Raw genomic sequence first — 17720 nt, 5'->3', positions numbered from 1 at the left:
CAGGATCCGGTGCGCCCACGCAGGTGCCGGGGTCGGGTCACGACGAGATCAACACTCTTGTCCACGCGGGGGAGATTCGGCCCGCCTCCTGAGGAGGCCGGGACGGGGAGCGCGGGTGGGCTTCGTGCGCGGCGCAGACGCTGCTGGAACAGGAGAGATCGGCGAGCATGCCTTGGAGCAATCAGAGCGGCGGCGGTAGCGGCAACGGGGGAGGGCCCTGGGGCCGAGGCGGCGGCGGCAATGGCGGCGGGGGTGGCCCGTGGGGCGGCGGTGGCGGCGGCGGTGGCAAGACCCCGCCCGACCTCGAGGATCTCCTCCGGCGCAGCCAGGACCGCCTGCGCGGGGTGCTCCCGGGTGGATCGTTCGGTGGAGGCCGCGGCCTCCTGATCGCCGGCGGCATCGTGGTCGCCGTCTGGCTCGCCACCGGGTTCTACACCGTGGCGCCGCAGCAGGTGGGCATCGAGACGGTGTTCGGCCGTTATCTCAGCACCACCGGCCAGGGCCTGAACTACAACTTTCCGGCTCCCATCGGCGCCGTGACCAAGCCGAATGTCGGCCAGGTCAACAGCGTGCAGATCGGCTACCGCGCCGGGCTCGGCAACCAGAGCCGCACCGTCGACAAGCCCGAGGAGAGCCTGATGCTCACGGGCGACGAGAACATCGTCGACCTCGACTTCGAGGTGCAGTGGCGCATCAATCCCCTGAAAGCGTCCGACTTCGTCTTCAACCTCGAGAACCCGGAAGGGACGATCAAGGCCATCGCCGAGAGCGCGATGCGCGAGGTCGTCGGCCGCCGCAACATCCAGCCGATCCTGACGAACGAGCAGTCGAGCGTTGCCCAGGAGGTCCGCGAGATCACCCAGAAGGCCCTCGACGAGTACGGCGCCGGCGTGCGCATCGAGCTCGTGCAGCTCGTCAGCGTGCAGCCTCCGCCGGAGGTGCGGCCCGCCTTCTTCGACGTGAACGCGGCGCAGCAGGACGCCGAGCGCGCCAAGAACGATGCGCGCACCTACGAGAGCCAGAAGGTGCCCCTCGCCAAGGGTGAGGCGCAGAAGATCATCCAGGCGGCGGAAGCCTACAAGACGCAGTCCACCGCCGACGCGACCGGTCAGGCCGCCCGCTTCACCCAGGTCTACGATTCCTACAAGGTCGCCCCGGTCATCAGCCGCGAGCGCATCTTCCTCGAAACGATGGAGCGGGTCCTGGGCTCGGTCAACAAGGTGATCATCGACCAGAACGGAGCCGGTGCCGGCACCGGCGCCAGCGCTGCCGGCGTGCTGCCGGTGCTGCCGCTGACCGAGTTCGGTCCCCGCAACGCTGCCGGTGGAGTGGCCCGATGAACAACCAAGCCCTCCGCACCGGCCTCATGATCGTGGCGGCCGCCGTGGCCGTCGGCCTCTACGCCTCGGTCTTCACCGTCGGCCAGATGCAGCAGGCCCTGGTGCTCCGCTTCGGCGGCGTCCGCGCCGTCCTGAACCAGACCGGCACCGACAAGCCTGGCCTCTACTTCAAGCTGCCGTTCTTCGAGAACGTCGTCCTGTTCGACAAGCGGGTGCTCGACCTTGATCTCCCGGTCCAGACCCTGCTGACCACCGACCGTCAGAACCTCGAGGTGGACGCGTTCGCGCGCTACCGGATCATCGATCCGCTGAAGTTCTACCAGTCGGCCAACAACATCGCCCGCGCCAACACCCTGCTGGCGAGCTTCACCAACTCGGCCCTGCGCAACCTGCTCGCCCGCTCGACCCGCGACGCCATCGTCCGGACCCAGCGCGCCGAGCTGATGAACCAGATCCAGGCCGACGTGAACCGGCAGGCCAAGGAGCTCGGCGTCGAGATCGTCGACCTTCGCATGACCCGCGTCGATCTGCCGGCCCAGAACAGCTCGGCGGTCTACAAGCGCATGACGACGGAGCGCCAGCGCGAGGCGGCCGACATCCGGGCCACCGGCGAGCAGGCCGCGGTCACGATCAAGGCCAAGGCCGACCGCGACGTGACCGTGCTGCTCTCGGAGGCCAACCAGACGGCCGAGACCCTGCGCGGACAGGGCGACGCCGACAAGAACCGCATCCTGGCGGAAGCCTACGGCAGGGACGCGGACTTCTTCAGCTTCTACCGCTCCATGCAGGCCTACGAGACCGGCTTGAAGGGCTCCGACACGCGGCTCGTGATCAGCCCCTCGTCGGACTTCTTCCGCTACTTCAGCGATCCGCAGGGCCGGACCCCGGCGACGCCGGCCGCCCGCACGCGCGCCCCGGCGGAGCCCGGCTCCACCGGCACGCTGCGCTGAGCGGTCACCATGACGCTCCGGCGGCGGACCCCGGTTCGCCGCCGGACTCTTGATCGGCGGACGGCGGAGACGATCTAAGGACGTCTTGAGACAGATGAGGTCGATTATGGTTCCCGTCGCGAGCGCCGTCCGGGCGCCCCGTTCCCGAGCGCTTCAGCGCAGCCTGCGCTCTGCCCTCGCCGCCGCCGCGCTGGCGACCGCCCTCGCCGTGACCGGCGCCCCGGCCCCGGCCTTCGCCAAGGGCCCCGAATCCCTCGCCGACCTCGCCGATCAGGTCACCGACGCGGTCGTGAACATCTCGGCCTCGACCACGGTCGACGCCCGGCCCAACGCCCGCTCCGGCCCGCAGCTCCCACAGGGCACGCCCTTCGAGGACCTGTTCGAGGAGTTCTTCAACAAGCGCGGCCAGCGCGGCGGCGGCGACCGCAGCGAGGCCGACCGCCCGAAGCCGCAGCAGCGCAAGTCGAACTCGCTGGGCTCGGGCTTCATCATCGATGCGTCCGGCATCGTGGTGACGAACAACCACGTCATCGGCGACGCCAACGACATCCAGGTCATCCTGCACAACGGCACCAAGCTGAAGGCGGAGATCATCGGCAAGGATGCCAAGATCGACCTCGCGGTGCTGCGGGTGAAGCCGGAGGCCAACAAGCCCCTCAAGGCCGTGCCCTTCGGCGACTCCGAGAAGATGCGTCCGGGCGACTGGGTCATCGCCATCGGCAACCCCTTCGGCCTCGGCGGCTCGGTCTCGGCCGGCATCGTCTCGGCCCGGGGCCGCAACATCGAGTCCGGCCCCTACGACAACTACATCCAGACGGATGCTGCCATCAACAAGGGCAATTCCGGCGGCCCGCTGTTCAACATGAACGGCGAGGTCATCGGCATCAACACGGCGATCCTGTCGCCCACCGGCGGCTCGGTCGGTATCGGCTTCGCGGTGCCCTCGAACAACGCGTCCCAGGTCATCGACCAGCTGCGCGAGTTCGGCGAGGTCCGCCGCGGCTGGCTCGGCGTGCGCATCCAGAACGTGGACGAGACCACGGCGGAAGCCCTCGACATGAAGGACGGGGTCAAGGGCGCCCTGGTCGCCGGCGTCGACGAGAAGGGCCCGGCCAAGGCCGCGGGCCTCGAGATCGGCGACGTCATCGTCAGGTTCAACGGCACGGCGGTGAAGTCGTCCAGCGACCTGCCCCGGATCGTCGCCTCGACCCCGGTCGGCAAGGTCGTGGACGTGCTCGTGATCCGCAAGGGCGCCGAGACCACGAAGTCGGTCACCCTCGGCCGTCTCGAGGACACCGAGAAGCCGACCCTCGCCAGCGTCAAGCAGCCGGAGGCCGAGAGCGCCGTGCGCCAGGTGCTCGGCCTCAACCTGTCGGGCATCACCGACGAGGCCCGCAAGCGCTACAGCCTCAAGGACAGCCTCAAGGGCGTCCTCGTCACCCGCGTCGATCCGAACTCCACGGCGGCCGACAAGCAGATCAAGCCGGGCGAGGTCATCGTCGAGGTCGGGCAGGAAGCGGTGAACGCACCCGCCGACGTCAGCAAGCGCATCGACCAACTCAAGAAGGATGGCCGCAAGTCCGTCCTGCTCCTGGTCGCCAGCGCGAGCGGCGACGTCCGCTTCGTGGCGCTGGGGATCGACTGATTCCCAGACGCCATTCGGACACACCCAGCCGCCGCCCGAGAGGGCGGCGGTTTTGTTTTGGCAGGTGGGGCTACTCTGATTCGCAGCCGGCCGATTCACCGGCCGAAGCATGTCCCGTCGCTCCCTGTCATCCCGGGGCCGCGCAGCGGAGCCCGGGATCCAGAAACACAGGTGGCGCAAGGTCTTGCAGGGTCGGCGGTTCTGGATTGAACGCCGTTGGCGCGCCCCTTCGGGTCCGGGCTCGCCTGCGGCGCCCCGGAATGACGGCGCGGTGTCGGCTGTGGTCAGGCCGGAAACCCGCGCTCAGCACCATGTCATTCCGGGGCCGCCCGAGGTGCCCCGGCATGGCGGCGCCGCTCAGCCCACGAATTCGGCCGACGAATACCCCTGCAGGTAGAGCAACGCCGTGAGGTCGCCGTGGTCGATGCGCACCTGCGCGGCGGCCGCCACCTTGGGCTTGGCCCGGAAGGCGACGCCGAGGCCGGCCTCGGCGAGCATGTCGAGGTCGTTGGCTCCGTCGCCCACCGCCAGGGTCTCCGCGGCGTCGAGGCCGAAGCGGCTGCGCAGGGCGACCAGGGTCGCGCGCTTCGTCTCCTTGTCGACGATCGGCTCGATCACCTCCCCGGTGAGCCGGCCGTCCTGGATGCCCAGCGTGGTGGCGTGGGCCTCGTCGAAGCCGATCCGGGCTGAGACCGGCCCGGTGAACAGGGTGAAGCCCCCGGAGATCAGGCAGGTGTGGGTGCCGTGGGCCTTCATGGTCCGCACCAGGGTGCGGCCGCCCGGCGTCAGGGTGATGCGCGCTTCGATCAGCGCGTCGATCGTGTCCACGGGCACGTCCCGCAGGAGGGCGACGCGCTCGCGCAGGGCCGGGCCGAAGGCGATCTCGCCCCGCATCGCCCGCTCGGTGATGGCGGCGACCCGGTCCTTCAGGCCGATCGTGTCGGCCAGCTCGTCGATGCATTCCTGCTCGATCATGGTCGAGTCCATGTCGGCCAGGAACAGGCGCTTGCGCCGGTGCGGACCGGCCTCGATCACCGCCACATCGATCGGCTCGTGGGCCAGGGCCGCGCGCAGGCGCCGGGCCAGCGCCGGCGCATCGGCGGACGCGCCGGGGACCAGCACCTCGGCGGCGACCTCGCCATGCAGGATGCGGGGCTGGTGTTCGGTGCGCAGCACCGCCCGGGTCTCGGCCAGCACCGCATCGGTGATGGCGGGGCGGCTCTCGTTTGCTATCAGGATCGCGACGAGGGTCATCCGGGAGTTTTCCACGCCAGTGTCGCCGGTCACGCAACGCACGCACGCGCAGGTTTTGCCGGCGGCGATCCTCATCGCAGGGCCGACTGCCTCGGGCAAGTCGGGCCTGGCGCTGGCGCTCGCCCGCGATTTCGACGGAGTGGTGATCAACACCGACTCGATGCAGGTCTATGCCGACCTGCGCCGGCTCTCCGCCCGGCCGAGCGCGTCCGAGGAGGCCGAGGCGCCCCACCGCCTCTACGGCCACGTGGACGGCGCGGTGAACTACTCGGCCGGGCACTTCGCCCGTGAGTCGGCGCCGCTGATCGGCACGCTGCGCGCGGAGAAGCGCCTGCCGATCTTCGTCGGCGGCACCGGCCTGTATTTCCGCGCTCTGGAGGAGGGGCTCTCGGAGCTGCCGCCGGTGCCGGACGACGTCCGGTCGGCCCTGCGGGCGCGGGCCGAGGGCCGGGCGACGGAAGCGCTTCACGCCGATCTGGCCGAGCGCGACCCGGCCGGGGCGGCGGCCCTGCGCCCCAGCGACCGGGCGCGGGTGATGCGCGCCCTCGAGGTGTTCGCGGCGACCGGCCGGCCCATCGCGGAATTCCACGGGGCCCGCACCCCCGGGCCGCTGTCCGGCCTGCCGCTCGTGAAGCTGTTCCTGGCCCCCGAGCGCGAGGCCCTGCGCCGGGCCATCGACGCGCGCTTCGAGGCGATGATCGCGCACGGGGCGCTGGGCGAGGTCGAGGCCCTGCGCGACCGGCGCCTCGACCCGCTGCTGCCGATCATGCGCGCCCACGGGGTGCCGGGCCTGATCGCCCATCTCGACGGGACGCTGTCGCGGGCGGAGGCGCTCCGGCGCGGGCAGGGCGACACGCGGCGCTACGCCAAGCGCCAGTTCACCTGGTTCCGGCACCAGATGGGGCCGGACTGGCTCTGGACGCCGCCCGAGGAGGCCCTCGAGCGGGCCCAGGCGGCGCTCACTTCTCCAGGCGGGCGATGAGGGACGAGGTGTCCCAGCGGTTGCCGCCCATGCCCTGCACGTCGGCGTAGAACTGGTCGACCAGGGCGGTGACCGGCAGCTGCGCCCCGTTGCGCCGGGCCTCGGCCAGGAGGATGCCGAGGTCCTTGCGCATCCAGTCCACGGCGAAGCCGAAGTCGAACTTGCCCGCGTTCATGGTCTTGCCGCGGTTCTCCATCTGCCAGGAGCCGGCGGCGCCCTTGGAGATCACCTCCAGCACGGCCTCGACGTCGAGGTTCGCGCGCTTGGCGAAGTGCACGGCCTCGGACAGGCCCTGGACCAGCCCCGCGATGGCGATCTGGTTGACCATCTTGGTGAGCTGGCCGGAGCCGGCCGGGCCCATCAGGCGGCTGGCGCGGGCAAAGCACAGGATCGCGGGCTCGACCGCCGCATAGGTCTCGGCCTCGCCGCCGCACATCACGGTGAGGGCCGCGTTCTCGGCGCCGGCCTGCCCGCCCGAGACGGGGGCGTCGATGAAGCCGAGGCCGGCGGCCCCGGCGGCGTCGGCGAGCTCGCGGGCGACCTCGGCCGAGGCGGTGGTGTGGTCGACGAAGACCGCGCCCTTCTCCATGCCGGCGAAGGCGCCGTTCGCGCCGAGGGTGACGCTGCGCAGGTCGTCGTCGTTGCCCACGCAGGCGAAGACGATGGCCTGGCCCTTGGCGGCCTCGCGCGGGGTAGCCGCGAAGGCGCCGCCATGGGCGGCGACCCAGGCCTCGGCCTTGGCGGCGGTGCGGTTGTAGACGGTGACCTCGTGCCCCTTGGCGGCGAGGTGGCGGGCCATCGGGCCGCCCATCACGCCGAGGCCCAGAAACGCGACCTTCGCCATCATCATCTCCGCTCGTATCCTGGATACGAGCGGGGTCTAGGAGCGATGCTCCCGAGCGTCAAACCATCGCGAAGACTTATCCGCCGGTGACGCTCATGTGGCGCGGCACGGCGGCCGGGCGGGCCCGCTCGATGACGAAGTCGTGGCCCTTGGGCTTGCGCGCGATGGCGTCGATCACCGCCTGGGTCACCAGGGCATCGTCGGGCGAGGCGCGCAGGACCGCGCGGAGATCGGCCGCATCCTCCTGGCCGAGGCACATGTAGAGCTTGCCCGTGCAGGTCAGGCGCACCCGGTTGCAGCTCTCGCAGAAATTGTGGGTCAGCGGCGTGATGAAGCCCAGGCGCCCACCGGTCTCGGCGATGCGGACATAGCGGGCCGGGCCGCCGGTGCGGTCGGGCAGGGGCGTCATCGTGTAGCGCTGCTCGAGCCGGGCGCGGGCCACCGAGAGGGGCAGGAACTGGTCGGTGCGGTCGCCCTCGATCTCGCCGAGCGGCATGACCTCGATGAGAGTCATGTCCATGCCGTCGCCGTGGGCCCAGGCGATCATGTCGGCGATCTCGTCCTCGTTAACGCCCTTCAGCGCCACCGCGTTGATCTTGACCTTGATGCCCGCCTTGCGCGCCGTCTCGATCCCGTCGAGCACCACCTTCAGGTCGCCCCGGCGGGTCACGGCGCGGAACTTGTCCGGGTCGAGGGTGTCGAGGGAGACGTTGACGCGGCGCACGCCGAGTTCGGCGAGTTCGGGCGCGAAGCGGCCGAGCTGCGTGCCGTTGGTGGTCATCGTCAGTTCTTCGAGGGCGCCCGTGTCGAGGTGTCGGGACAGGCGCCGGAACAGGTGCATGATGTCGCGGCGGACCAGCGGCTCGCCGCCGGTGATGCGCAGCTTGCGCACGCCGCGCTGGATGAACACGGCGCAGAGCCGGTCCAGTTCTTCCAGGGAGAGCAGGTCGCGCTTGGGCAGGAACTGCATGTCGTCGGACATGCAGTAGACGCAGCGCAGGTCGCAGCGATCGGTGACCGAGATGCGCAGGTAGGTGATCGCCCGCTGGAACGGGTCGATCAGCGGCGCAGGCGCGATCGGGGCAGCGTCGTCGGTGGCGCGGGGACCCCACATGCGGGATTCTGTGCTCTGTTGGGGTGAGGAAACGTTGGCGCGGTCGCGTGACGAACCTAACATGGCACGTCATATGAGGTCTCGCACCCTCGCGGGCAAGTTTGCGTCGGTCGCAGGGGCCATGCAACCCGTGCGGCCGACGCGGCCGGAAGGAAGCCACCATGACTCAACAGGCTGTCGATCCGCACGCGGCCCCGGCCGCATCCGAGCGCTGGCCCACCGAGATCCGCCTCTCGGGTGACAAGCGCACCCTCAACGTCGCCTTCGAGGATGGCGGCCGCTTCGCCCTGCCGGCGGAGTATCTCCGCGTCTCGAGCCCCTCGGCCGAGGTCCAGGGGCACTCGCCCTCCGAGCGCAAGGTGATCGGGGCGAAGCGCGACGTGGCGATCCTCAAGGTCGAGCCGATTGGCAACTACGCCGTCAAGCTGACCTTCGACGACATGCACGACACCGGCCTGTTCGGATGGGGCTACCTCTACGATCTCGGGCGCGAGTACCGGAACCGCTGGGCGACCTACCTGTCCGAGCTGGAGGATCGGGGCCTGAGCCGCGATCCCGTGCGCCGGGCCGCGAAGCCGACCCCCACCCCGAGCGAGGGCGGCGGAAGCTGCGGCAGCGGCTGCGGCTGCCACTGAACGGATCGACCGTCGCCCGGAAGGCCGCTGCAGGACCCTATCGATATGACGCCCTCGACCAGCCCGGCGACGAGCCGGCGCGTCCTCGCGCTCGCGCTGCCGATGACGCTCGCCAACGTGACGACGCCGCTTCTCGGCTTCGTCGGCGCCACCGTGATCGGCCGGCTCGGCGATGCCGCGCTCCTCGGCGCCATGGCCCTGGGCGCGGTGATCTTCGATGCGATCTTCTGGTCGTTCGGTTCGCTGCGCATGGCCACCGCCGGTTTGACCGCGCAGGCGGTGGGGGCAAACGACCGCGCCGAGGTCGACCGGACGCTGGCCCGCGCCCTCGCGGCGGCCGTCGTGGTCGGGCTGGTGATCGTGGGGCTGCAGGGGCCGATCGGCCGGGCGGCCTTTTCCTTGAGCGGCGCGAGCCCCGCGGTGATCGCCGCGCTGGCGGCCTATTTCCACATCCGCATCTTCGCGGCCCCCTTCACCCTGGCGAACTACGCCATCCTCGGCTCGGTGCTGGGGCGCGGGCGCACCGATCTCGGGCTGATGCTGCAGGTCGCCATCAACCTCACCAACATCGTCCTCACCCTGGCCCTGGTCCTCGGCGCGGACATGAGCGTCGCCGGGGCCGGGCTCGCCACCCTGATCGCGGAGGCGGCCGGCGCCGGCCTCGGCCTGCTCCTGCTGGCGCGGCTCGGCTCGCGCCCCTTCGCGGTGCCGTTCCGGGTGGTGCGCGATCCCCTGGCGCTCGCCCGGATGCTCAGCGTCAACGCCGACGTGATGATCCGGACCCTGCTGCTGGTGGGCTGCATCACCCTGTTCTCGGCGCTCGGCGCCCGCTCGGGCGACGTGGTGCTGGCAGCCAACGCCGTCCTGTGGAATCTCTTCATGATCGGCGGCTTCTTCCTCGACGGCTTCGCCACCGCCGCCGAGACCCTGTGCGGCCAGGCGGTGGGCGCCCGGGACGAGGCCCGCTTCCGCCGCGCCGCCACCTTGAGCCTGCTCTGGTGCCTCGCCTTCGGCGGCGCCATCGCGGGCGGGTTCCTCCTCGCCGGCAACGCCTTCATCGACGCGGTGACCACGAGCCCGGAGGTGCGGGCCATGGCCCGGCTCTACCTGCTGCCGGCGGCCCTGGCGCCCTTCCTGGCGGCGCTGCCTTTCGCCTTCGACGGCATCTACATCGGCGCCACCTGGACCCGGGCGATGCGCAACCTCATGCTCGTGGCGAGCGCGGCCTACGGCCTCGCCCTCCTCGCCGCCCACGCGGCCGGCCTCGGCAATGGCGGCCTCTGGCTCTCGTTCCTGATCCTGCTGGCCGGGCGCGGAATCAGCCAGGCGCTGGCCTATCCGGGCCTGACGCGGCGGACCTTCTCTCCGGCGGGCGCGATCCCTCGGGAGAAGCACGCGGTTGACTTCACGCCTGCGTGACGCGGGTCCGGCACAGCGGCGTGCCGGCATTGGCAGCGTCAGTCACGCGCAAGATCAGCGACCGCGACTGCATCAGGGTTTACTTGGACGCTCAGGTAGAGCTTTAGTTTAGAATTGTTCTTATTAAGGAACGTGACGAAAAAGCCTCTTTGCTTGGTTTATCGTCTGGTCTACGCGCTAGACACGATGCGCAAGAATCTCCGCTCCTCCCTCGCCCTGGTCGTTCTCGTCGCCGGCGCCGTCTCCCTCGGGAGCGGGGCCCAGGCGAAGGAGACGCCCATCGGCCCGCACGTGACCCAGAACGGGATCGAGGTGGGGGCCGTCTACCTCCAGCCGATCGAGATGGATCCGCCGGACATGATGCGCGCCGCAGCCGCGTCCGACATCCATCTGGAGGCCGACATCCACGCGGCGAAGGACAACCGCAACGGCTTCGCCGAGGGCGACTGGGTGCCGTCCCTGACGGTCAGCTTCGAGATCACCAAGCTGGAGGGCGAGGCCGCCACCGGGCCGAAGGTGACCGGTTCGCTGATGCCGATGGTCGCCAATGACGGCCCGCATTACGGCGACAACGTCAAGCTCTCCGGCCCCGGCCGCTACCGCCTCAAGCTTACCGTCGCGCCGCCCGGCCCGCACAGCCATTTTGGTCGCCACGTCGACAAGGAGACCGGCGTTGCCGAGTGGTTCAAGCCCTTCGACCTGATCCAGGACTTCACCTTCGCGGGTATCGGCAAGAAGGGAGCCTACTGAGCCCCATGGCCGTTCTCTCCCGAACCCTGACCGCCGCCCTCGCGGCCGGTCTACTGGCCGCCGCCGGTCCGGCGCGCGCCGAGGATCTGCCGGTCATCAAGGTCGAGATGAAGGACGGGACCATCACCCCGGACGTCATCGAGGTCCCGGCCAACACCCGCTTCAAGCTCGAGATCACCAACACGGGCACCAGCCCGGTGGAGTTCGAGAGCGTGGAACTGAAGCGCGAGAAGGCGCTGGCCGCGGGGGCGACCTCCTCCATCGTGTTCCGCACCGTCGATCCCGGCCGCTACGACGTGTTCGACGATTTCCACCCCAACTCCAAGGCCACCCTGGTGGCGAAGTGAAGCGGGCCTGACAGCCCAGGCGAACCGAACCGGAATGGCAGCCTCGACGTCCCTCAAGCCGCAAGACGTCCGCACGCCGCGCGACGCCCGAGACGCCTGGATCGACGCGAAGCTCGCGGATCTCGGGCAGTGGATGCAGCGCCACGGCGGTACCATCCGCACCATCCAGTGGGGTGTGATCGCGGTCTATCTCGTGCTGGTCGCGGTGCCGGCCTTCCTGCCGCTGCCCGACCGCAGCGCGCACCTGTGGAACAACCTGACCGTCTTCGCCCAGTTCGCGTTCTGGGGCATCTGGTGGCCCTTCGTGCTGGTGAGCATGGTGGTGGTCGGCCGGGCCTGGTGCGGCATCCTCTGCCCCGAGGGGGCGCTGACCGAGTTCGCCAGCCGCTGGAGCCTGGGCCGCGCCGTGCCGCGCTGGATCACCTGGGGCGGCTGGCCGTTCATCGCCTTCGCGGGGACCACCGTCTACGGCCAGATGGTCAGCGTCTACGGCTACCCCAAGCCCGTGCTGGCGGTGCTCGGCGGCTCCACCGTGGCGGCGATCGTCGTCGGGCTGCTCTACGGCCGCAACAAGCGGGTCTGGTGCCGCTACCTCTGCCCCGTCAACGGGGTCTTCGCGGTGCTGGCCAAGCTCGCGCCGGTGAGCTTTCAGGTCGATCACGCGGGCTGGGCGGCCTCGCCGAAGCCGCGCGGGGACACCTTCAACTGCGCGCCGCTGGTGCCGGTGAAGACGATGACCGGCGCGGGCGCCTGCCACATGTGCGGGCGCTGCTCCGGCTATCGCGGGGCCGTGCGCCTCGCCCGGCGCTCGCCCACCCACGAGATCGTCCACGTCGCCGGCACCGAGCCGAGCCTCGACCAGACCGTGCTGATCCTGTTCGGCATGATGGGCCTGGCCGTCGGCGCCTTCCAGTGGTCGTCGAGTCCCTGGTTCATCGACGTCAAGCAGGCGCTGGCCACCTGGCTGATCGAGCGCGGCACGACCTGGCCCCTCGAGACCACGCTGCCGTGGTACATCCTGACGAACTATCCCGAGCACAACGACGTGCTCAGCCTCCTCGATGGCGGGCTCCTGCTGGGCTACATCGCCGCCGCCGCGATCGTCCTCGGCGTCTCCCTCTCGGGCCTCGTGGCCCTGGCCACCCTGTCCCTCGGCTGGTCGCGGGCCCGCTTCCACCACCTTACCCAGGCGCTGATCCCGGTGGCGGGCTGCGGCGTGTTCCTCGGCCTCTCGGCGCTGACCGTCACCTTCCTGCGCGGCGACGGCATCCTCATTCCCTACGTCTCGGAGATGCGCGCCGCGCTGTTGCTGGGCACCAGCCTGTGGAGCGTCTGGCTCGCCTGGTCTGTGGCCGGCCTCTCGGCGCGGGGCCTGCGCCGCATCGGCGCGACCCTCGGCATCGCCGCCGCCTGCACCCTCTCGGTCTCCGGCTGGGTGCTGCTGTTCTGGATCTGGTAGGGCGGCCGGCGCGGCCGCTCCTGCGAACACGCGAAAAGGAATCCTCCGCATGATCGGAGCCTTCGTCATCGCCTTCCGCGAGGTTATCGAGGCGGGCCTCATCATCGGCATCGTGCTCGCCGCCACCCGCGGCATCGCCGGGCGCGGACGCTGGATCGCCTTGGGCGTCCTCGGCGGCCTCGCGGGCGCGGGCTTGGTGGCGCTCTTCGCCGAACGCATCTCCGACGCCTTCGAGGGCGCGGGACAGGAAATTCTCAACGCCGGCGTCCTCATCGTCGCGGTGCTGATGCTGATCTGGCACAACACCTGGATGGCCAAGCACGGGCGCGAACTCGCGGGCGAGCTGCGGGCCGCCGGCGAGGCGGTGCGCACCGGCCAGAGCACGGCCGCCGGCCTCGCCCTAGTGGTCGGCGCCGCGATCCTGCGCGAGGGTGCGGAGCTCGTGCTGTTCCTCTACGGCCTCGTGGCGTCCGGCACCTCCGGGCCGGACATCCAGTTCGGCGCCCTGGCCGGCGTCGCCGTCGGCGCCGCGACCTCTTCGGTGAGCTATTTCGGCCTCGCCGCGATCCCGACCCGCTACATCTTCTCGGTGACGAGCGGCCTCATCGTCCTGCTGGCGGCGGGCCTCGCGGCGCAGGCGGCGCAGTTCCTCACCAATGCGGGCCTGATCACCGTGCTCGACCGGCCCCTGTGGAACACCTCCGCCGTCCTGCGGGAGGACAGCCTCGTCGGACGCGTGCTCCACGCCCTCGTGGGCTACACGGACCGCCCGAGCGGCATGCAGGTCCTGGTCTATCTCGGCACCATCCTGGTCATGGTCGCGCTGATGCAGGTGTCGTCCACCGGCAAGCGCCGCCAGCTCCGCACCGCCTGAGCGTCCATGCACGTCACCCACCCCGCCGATGCACCGGCCGCCCCGCCCATCCCCTTCGACGCCTTCCTGGCGGAGGATATCCGCGTCGGGACCGTCGTCTCGGCCGAGCCGTTCCCCGAGGCGCGCAAGCCGGCCCTGAAGCTCGTCATCGATTTCGGTCCGGCGATCGGCACCAAGCGGTCGAGCGCCCAGATCACCGAGCATTACCGGGCCGAGGACCTGCCCGGCCGGCAGGTCGCCGCCGTGGTGAACTTCCCGCCGCGCCAGATCGGCAAGTTCCTGTCGGAGGTGCTCACCCTGGGCTTCGCCGATCCGAACGGCGCCGTGGTGCTGGTCCGCCCCGACCAGGCCGTGCCGAACGGCAGCCGCCTGTTCTGAGGGGCGGGTTGCCGGACGGTCGGTTTTTCGCCATCCCTGTCCGCATGAGCGACCACGGACACGACGAATCCGGCATCGAGTGGGACGACGGGTTCGCCGATCAGCTGATCGGCGCGACGCTCTTCGTCGGCATCACTTACCTGGATCACGACGGAACCCTGATCCGCCGCGAGCAGGTCTTCGGCCGGGTCGAGACCGTGGATGCCGAGGCCGGAATCACGATCCGGCCCTTCGACGGCGCAGCGGCCTTCACGATGGTGCCGATCCTCGAAGCCATCGAGCCGGCCGATCCCGGTTCGTATCAACTCTCCCCCGATGACCCGGTGGTCGAGAATCCCGACTATACGGTGGTGTTCAGCCTCACCGCCCCGCTCCGCCACTGAGGGCGTCATCGCCCTACCGGCGCAGGGTGGCACCTTCGGTCCATGCGGCCAGCCGGGCGGCGAGCGCCGCGCCGTCGCCGGACAGGGCGACGATCTTGAGGCGGGCGGTTTCGCCGGAGACGATCCGGATATCGGACCGGCGGAGCTTCAGGGCCTTGGCCAGATAGGCGAGCAGCGCCGCGTTGGCGGCGCCCGCGACGGGCGGCGCGGCCACGCGCACCTGCAGGGCGACGCGCCCTTCCGCATCCGCCACCAGACCGTCCAGCCCGTCGCGGCCCGCCCGCGGTGTCAGGCGCAGGGCGAGGCGCAGGCCGTCCGGGGTCACTTGGTAGGGCTCGCTCATCCGTATCCGACCCTCCAAGGCCCGGCCCGAAATCCGTGTCGCCGGACAGGGGCGGACCGCGTTCGCCGCGTGCGTTGCAACAAAATCGCTGGAATGCCACGTCAATCCGGCGGTATCGGGGTGTCTCGCCTGACGTGTTGCACTAAGCTTCAGCGAAAATCACGGGAACGCCAGATGTCCGACCTCCGCTTGCGCCGCAGCGTGCTGTATATGCCCGGTTCGAACCAGAGGGCGCTCGACAAGGCCAAGACCCTGTCGGCGGATTCGCTGATCCTCGACCTGGAGGATGCGGTGGCGCCCGACGCCAAGGACGTCGCGCGCGAGCAGGTCTGCGCTGCGGTGAAGGGCGGCGGCTACGGCGAGCGCGAGATCATCATCCGCGTCAACGCCCCCCAGACCCCCTGGGGCGAGGCCGACCTCAAGGCGGCGATCCAGGCCCGCCCCGACGCGATCCTGATGCCGAAGGTGTCCTCACCGGCCGTGCTGGAGAGCATCGCCAACCACCTCGAAGCCCTCGACGCCCCCGAGAGCATCGCCGTCTGGGCGATGATCGAGACCCCGGCGGCGATCCTCAACATCCAGGAGATCGCCAAGGCGCAGCGCGACCGGCGCACCCGCCTGACCTGCTTCGTGCTGGGCACCAACGATCTCGCCAAGGACACCTGGGCCCAGCTCGTGCCCGGCCGCGTGCCGATGCTGCCCTGGATGATGTTCACCCTGGCGGCCGCCCGCGCCGAGGGCCTGACCATCCTCGACGGCGTCTGGAACGACATCGAGGACGTGGCGGGCTGCCGGGCCGAGTGCCAGCAGGCCCGCGACCTCGGCTTCGACGGCAAGACCCTGATCCACCCCAACCAGCTCGAGCCGGCCAACACCTGCTTTGCCCCCTCCGACGAGGAGGTCCGCCGCGCCCGCCTCGTCATCGAGGCCTTCGACCGCGCGGAGAACGCCAAGCGCGGCGCGATCAAGATCGAGGGCCGCATGTACGAGCGCCAGCACATCGGCATGGCCCGCCGGGCGGTGAACTGGCGCGAAGCGATCGCCGCCAAGGGGTATTGAAGCCGCGTCCGGCCTCGATGATCCTCGATCATCCATTTGCGGATCGCCCGTCTCTGGCGCGGCCAACGACGGGCGGACTTCGTTGAACATCGAGATCCCGGGTGAGATCACCTTCTCGCGGACCTACAACATCCCGCCGATTTCGGTATCGCTTCCGCTGACAGCCGGGGCCCGCACGTTCGCGCAGGTCGCGATCACGGCCATCGCGTGGTGCTTCATGATGCCCACTCTGGCGTTGTTCGTAATGCTGCTCTGGCAAGCCTTGACGGTCGCGGCCGATCCCGGCGGATCGGTGCTGGTCCTGTGCGCCCTGGCGTTCCTGTTGCTTTGCTTCATGCCGAAGGCCCTCTTCGGGATGGAGGATCTTACCCGTGGCGGACTGACCCTGATTCTCGATTTCGATGGCGTCACCGATCGGCGTTCGGGACAGATCCTTCGCTGGACGGACGTGGCGACCGCGCGGATCGTTCCGAGGAGGAATGGGTGCTGGGTTCGCCTGGGCCTGCATACGCCCCTTCCGCCCCGGCGCCTGTTCGATCGCGGCGGTACGGGCCTGCTTGGGCGTCGAACCCCGGATCTGTACAACGTCGACATCACCAACCTCGACGTCCGCCAACACGTTCTCGGCCAGACGATGCTTGCGCTCGTAGCCGCCAATGGCGGGAGGGTGGAGCGCTGAGCGCATCGCGTCGGAGTGATCAACGCAGCGGGGCAGGATTGCGTCCAGCTCCTGCGCGGGAACACCCTCCAGCGCCGCTGCTTGTCCCGCCTGAAGCCCGGCGCGCCTGCGCGCCCGGTCCCATCCAGGACACAGCCGACCGCATGAGCCCGATCCTTCAGCCCTTCACCCTGGGCGACCTCACCCTGAAGAACCGCGTCGTGATGGCGCCGCTCACCCGCAGCCGCTCCTCCACCGAGGGCGTCCCGCCGGACTTCGCGGTGGATTACTACGCCCAGCGCGCCAATGCCGGCCTCATCATCAGCGAGGCCACCAACATCTCGCCCCAGGCGGTGGGCTACGCCTACACGCCGGGGATCTGGAGCGACGCGCAGGTCGAGGCCTGGAAGCCCGTCACCGCGGGCGTGCACGCCAATGGGGGCCTGATCTTCCTCCAGCTCTGGCACACGGGCCGGATCTCGCATCCCGACGTGCAGCCGGGCGGACAGCTGCCGGTGGCCCCCTCGGCGCTCAAGCCCGAGGGCACGGCCTTCACGGAATCCGGCATGCAGCCGCACGTGACGCCGCGGGCGCTGGAGACGGACGAGATCCCGGGCATCGTCGCGGATTACCGCCGGGCCGCCGAGAACGCCAAGCGCGCCGGCTTCGACGGCGTCGAGATCCACTCGGCCAACAACTACCTGCTCGAGCAGTTCGTGCGCGATTCCACCAACCACCGCACCGACCAGTACGGCGGCTCGATCGAGAACCGCCTGCGCTTCCCGCTGGCCGTGGTGAAGGCCGTGACCGAGGTCTGGGGCGGGGGCCACCGGGTCGGCATCCGCCTGTCGCCCGCCACCACCGAGCCCGGCAAGACCCCCCTCGACAGCGACCCGAAGGCGACCTTCGGCGCCTACGTGGAGGCCCTGAACGCCTTCGGCCTGCTCTACGTCCACACCATCGAGGGCGTGACGCAGCAGACCCGCGACGTGCCGGACTCGGTAAACTTCGGCCAGATCCGCGAGCGCTTCAAGGGCGCCTATATCGGCAACAACCAGTACACCCTGGAACTGGCCGAGAAGGACCTCGCGGACGGCCGCGCCGACCTGTTCAGCTTCGGCCGCCCCTACATCGCCAACCCGGACCTCGTGCAGCGCCTGGAGGCCGGCGCGCCGCTCGCCGAGGCCCCGAAACAATACTGGTACGGCGGCGGCGCCAACGGCTACTCGGACTGGCCCGGCATGAACGGGCCGGTGGCGATCAAGCGCTGAACGGGCAAGAATCAC

General features: G+C 70.2%; 19 protein-coding genes. 15 read left to right on the top strand and 4 right to left on the bottom strand.

All coding sequences use genetic code 11. The annotated features are described in order from the left end of the window. Positions 1 to 167 precede the first annotated feature (167 nt). The 3 genes from hflK (at position 168) to ASF41_RS15550 (ending at position 3935) form a co-directional block, all read left to right on the top strand. Positions 168 to 1340 (top strand): FtsH protease activity modulator HflK, encoded by a 1173-nt coding sequence (gene hflK / locus ASF41_RS15560; RefSeq protein WP_056211523.1) that lies wholly within the window; start codon positions 168 to 170, stop codon positions 1338 to 1340. Then, a complete protein-coding gene (gene hflC / locus ASF41_RS15555) occupies positions 1337 to 2290 on the top strand; it encodes a protease modulator HflC (RefSeq protein WP_056211525.1) in 954 nt (317 codons plus the stop codon). The genes hflK and hflC overlap by 4 nt, the downstream gene beginning before the upstream one ends. 106 nt (positions 2291 to 2396) lie before the next feature. Then, entirely contained in the window at positions 2397 to 3935 is a 1539-nt protein-coding gene (locus tag ASF41_RS15550; protein WP_056273565.1) for a DegQ family serine endoprotease, read from the top strand. A 357-nt stretch (positions 3936 to 4292) separates the two neighbouring features. Here the strand turns inward: ASF41_RS15550 and serB are convergent, their stop codons facing one another. Further along, a complete protein-coding gene (gene serB, locus ASF41_RS15545) occupies positions 4293 to 5189 on the bottom strand; it encodes a phosphoserine phosphatase SerB (protein ID WP_056494742.1) in 897 nt (298 codons plus the stop codon). Positions 5190 to 5208: 19 nt separating this feature from the next. Here serB and miaA point away from each other — a divergent pair, with 19 nt between their 5' ends. Beyond that, the gene (gene miaA / locus ASF41_RS15540; protein ID WP_056494737.1) at positions 5209 to 6171 is read left to right on the top strand and encodes a tRNA (adenosine(37)-N6)-dimethylallyltransferase MiaA; all 963 of its coding nucleotides are present in this window, start codon (positions 5209 to 5211) and stop codon (positions 6169 to 6171) included. On the opposite strand, the gene ASF41_RS15535 is transcribed toward miaA, so the two are convergent. Then, complete coding sequence (locus ASF41_RS15535) at positions 6149 to 7033, bottom strand: NAD(P)-dependent oxidoreductase (RefSeq protein ID WP_280138150.1); 885 nt, start codon at positions 7031 to 7033, stop codon at positions 6149 to 6151. The two genes, miaA and ASF41_RS15535, sit on opposite strands and share 23 nt — an antisense overlap. A gap of 58 nt (positions 7034 to 7091) precedes the next feature. Further along, complete coding sequence (moaA, locus tag ASF41_RS15530; RefSeq protein WP_056273558.1) at positions 7092 to 8129, bottom strand: GTP 3',8-cyclase MoaA; 1038 nt, start codon at positions 8127 to 8129, stop codon at positions 7092 to 7094. Between the two features lie 161 nt (positions 8130 to 8290). Between moaA and ASF41_RS15525 the strand changes: the two genes are divergently transcribed. From ASF41_RS15525 to ASF41_RS15490, 8 genes are all read left to right on the top strand, one after another. After that, the gene (locus ASF41_RS15525) at positions 8291 to 8764 is read left to right on the top strand and encodes a gamma-butyrobetaine hydroxylase-like domain-containing protein (RefSeq protein WP_056211534.1); all 474 of its coding nucleotides are present in this window, start codon (positions 8291 to 8293) and stop codon (positions 8762 to 8764) included. Positions 8765 to 8809: 45 nt separating this feature from the next. Continuing rightward, entirely contained in the window at positions 8810 to 10183 is a 1374-nt protein-coding gene (locus tag ASF41_RS15520; RefSeq protein ID WP_056494734.1) for an MATE family efflux transporter, read from the top strand. 186 nt (positions 10184 to 10369) lie between these two features. Beyond that, complete coding sequence (locus tag ASF41_RS15515) at positions 10370 to 10933, top strand: iron transporter (RefSeq protein ID WP_056211538.1); 564 nt, start codon at positions 10370 to 10372, stop codon at positions 10931 to 10933. Between the two features lie 5 nt (positions 10934 to 10938). Then, on the top strand, positions 10939 to 11280 hold the full coding sequence (locus ASF41_RS15510) for a cupredoxin domain-containing protein (RefSeq protein ID WP_056211540.1): 342 nt from the start codon (positions 10939 to 10941) through the stop codon (positions 11278 to 11280). Between the two features lie 34 nt (positions 11281 to 11314). Next, positions 11315 to 12739 carry a 4Fe-4S binding protein gene (locus tag ASF41_RS15505; RefSeq protein WP_056379526.1) on the top strand — a complete coding sequence of 475 codons (1425 nt, stop codon included), beginning with the start codon at positions 11315 to 11317 and terminating at the stop codon, positions 12737 to 12739. A 49-nt stretch (positions 12740 to 12788) separates the two neighbouring features. Beyond that, positions 12789 to 13613 (top strand): FTR1 family protein, encoded by an 825-nt coding sequence (locus ASF41_RS15500; protein WP_056494733.1) that lies wholly within the window; start codon positions 12789 to 12791, stop codon positions 13611 to 13613. A 6-nt stretch (positions 13614 to 13619) separates the two neighbouring features. After that, entirely contained in the window at positions 13620 to 13991 is a 372-nt protein-coding gene (locus tag ASF41_RS15495) for a tRNA-binding protein (RefSeq protein WP_056494730.1), read from the top strand. Between the two features lie 44 nt (positions 13992 to 14035). After that, positions 14036 to 14374, top strand: a complete 339-nt coding sequence (locus ASF41_RS15490) for a hypothetical protein (protein WP_056211547.1) — start codon at positions 14036 to 14038, stop codon at positions 14372 to 14374. Positions 14375 to 14387: 13 nt separating this feature from the next. On the opposite strand, the gene ASF41_RS15485 is transcribed toward ASF41_RS15490, so the two are convergent. Beyond that, complete coding sequence (locus ASF41_RS15485; RefSeq protein WP_056494728.1) at positions 14388 to 14717, bottom strand: DUF167 family protein; 330 nt, start codon at positions 14715 to 14717, stop codon at positions 14388 to 14390. A 174-nt stretch (positions 14718 to 14891) separates the two neighbouring features. Here ASF41_RS15485 and ASF41_RS15480 point away from each other — a divergent pair, with 174 nt between their 5' ends. The 3 genes from ASF41_RS15480 to ASF41_RS15470 all read left to right on the top strand — a co-directional run bounded on the left by ASF41_RS15480 (position 14892) and on the right by ASF41_RS15470 (position 17705). Further along, entirely contained in the window at positions 14892 to 15776 is an 885-nt protein-coding gene (locus tag ASF41_RS15480; protein ID WP_056211552.1) for a CoA ester lyase, read from the top strand. Positions 15777 to 15858: 82 nt separating this feature from the next. After that, entirely contained in the window at positions 15859 to 16455 is a 597-nt protein-coding gene (locus ASF41_RS15475) for a hypothetical protein (RefSeq protein ID WP_056494725.1), read from the top strand. A gap of 143 nt (positions 16456 to 16598) precedes the next feature. Beyond that, positions 16599 to 17705: an alkene reductase gene (locus tag ASF41_RS15470; RefSeq protein WP_056494722.1), complete on the top strand. Its 1107-nt coding sequence runs from the start codon at positions 16599 to 16601 to the stop codon at positions 17703 to 17705. Positions 17706 to 17720: the final 15 nt, after the last annotated feature.

The sequence above is a fragment of the Methylobacterium sp. Leaf111 genome, from assembly GCF_001423285.1.
Lineage (GTDB): Bacteria > Pseudomonadota > Alphaproteobacteria > Rhizobiales > Beijerinckiaceae > Methylobacterium.
Note: the sequence above shows the minus strand (reverse complement) of the source record. Positions and strands in the feature narration are given on the sequence as shown.

Excerpts from the sequence above, each read along its gene's own strand:
- hflK (WP_056211523.1), top strand. The coding sequence starts at position 168 with ATGCCTTGGAGCAATCAGAGCGGCGGCGGTAGCGGCAACGGGGGAGGG.
- hflC (WP_056211525.1), top strand. The coding sequence starts at position 1,337 with ATGAACAACCAAGCCCTCCGCACCGGCCTCATGATCGTGGCGGCCGCC.
- ASF41_RS15550 (WP_056273565.1), top strand. The coding sequence starts at position 2,397 with ATGGTTCCCGTCGCGAGCGCCGTCCGGGCGCCCCGTTCCCGAGCGCTT.
- serB (WP_056494742.1), bottom strand. The coding sequence starts at position 5,189 with ATGACCCTCGTCGCGATCCTGATAGCAAACGAGAGCCGCCCCGCCATC.
- moaA (WP_056273558.1), bottom strand. The coding sequence starts at position 8,129 with ATGTGGGGTCCCCGCGCCACCGACGACGCTGCCCCGATCGCGCCTGCG.
- ASF41_RS15525 (WP_056211534.1), top strand. The coding sequence starts at position 8,291 with ATGACTCAACAGGCTGTCGATCCGCACGCGGCCCCGGCCGCATCCGAG.
- ASF41_RS15520 (WP_056494734.1), top strand. The coding sequence starts at position 8,810 with ATGACGCCCTCGACCAGCCCGGCGACGAGCCGGCGCGTCCTCGCGCTC.
- ASF41_RS15515 (WP_056211538.1), top strand. The coding sequence starts at position 10,370 with ATGCGCAAGAATCTCCGCTCCTCCCTCGCCCTGGTCGTTCTCGTCGCC.
- ASF41_RS15510 (WP_056211540.1), top strand. The coding sequence starts at position 10,939 with ATGGCCGTTCTCTCCCGAACCCTGACCGCCGCCCTCGCGGCCGGTCTA.
- ASF41_RS15505 (WP_056379526.1), top strand. The coding sequence starts at position 11,315 with ATGGCAGCCTCGACGTCCCTCAAGCCGCAAGACGTCCGCACGCCGCGC.
- ASF41_RS15500 (WP_056494733.1), top strand. The coding sequence starts at position 12,789 with ATGATCGGAGCCTTCGTCATCGCCTTCCGCGAGGTTATCGAGGCGGGC.
- ASF41_RS15495 (WP_056494730.1), top strand. The coding sequence starts at position 13,620 with ATGCACGTCACCCACCCCGCCGATGCACCGGCCGCCCCGCCCATCCCC.
- ASF41_RS15490 (WP_056211547.1), top strand. The coding sequence starts at position 14,036 with ATGAGCGACCACGGACACGACGAATCCGGCATCGAGTGGGACGACGGG.
- ASF41_RS15485 (WP_056494728.1), bottom strand. The coding sequence starts at position 14,717 with ATGAGCGAGCCCTACCAAGTGACCCCGGACGGCCTGCGCCTCGCCCTG.
- ASF41_RS15480 (WP_056211552.1), top strand. The coding sequence starts at position 14,892 with ATGTCCGACCTCCGCTTGCGCCGCAGCGTGCTGTATATGCCCGGTTCG.
- ASF41_RS15470 (WP_056494722.1), top strand. The coding sequence starts at position 16,599 with ATGAGCCCGATCCTTCAGCCCTTCACCCTGGGCGACCTCACCCTGAAG.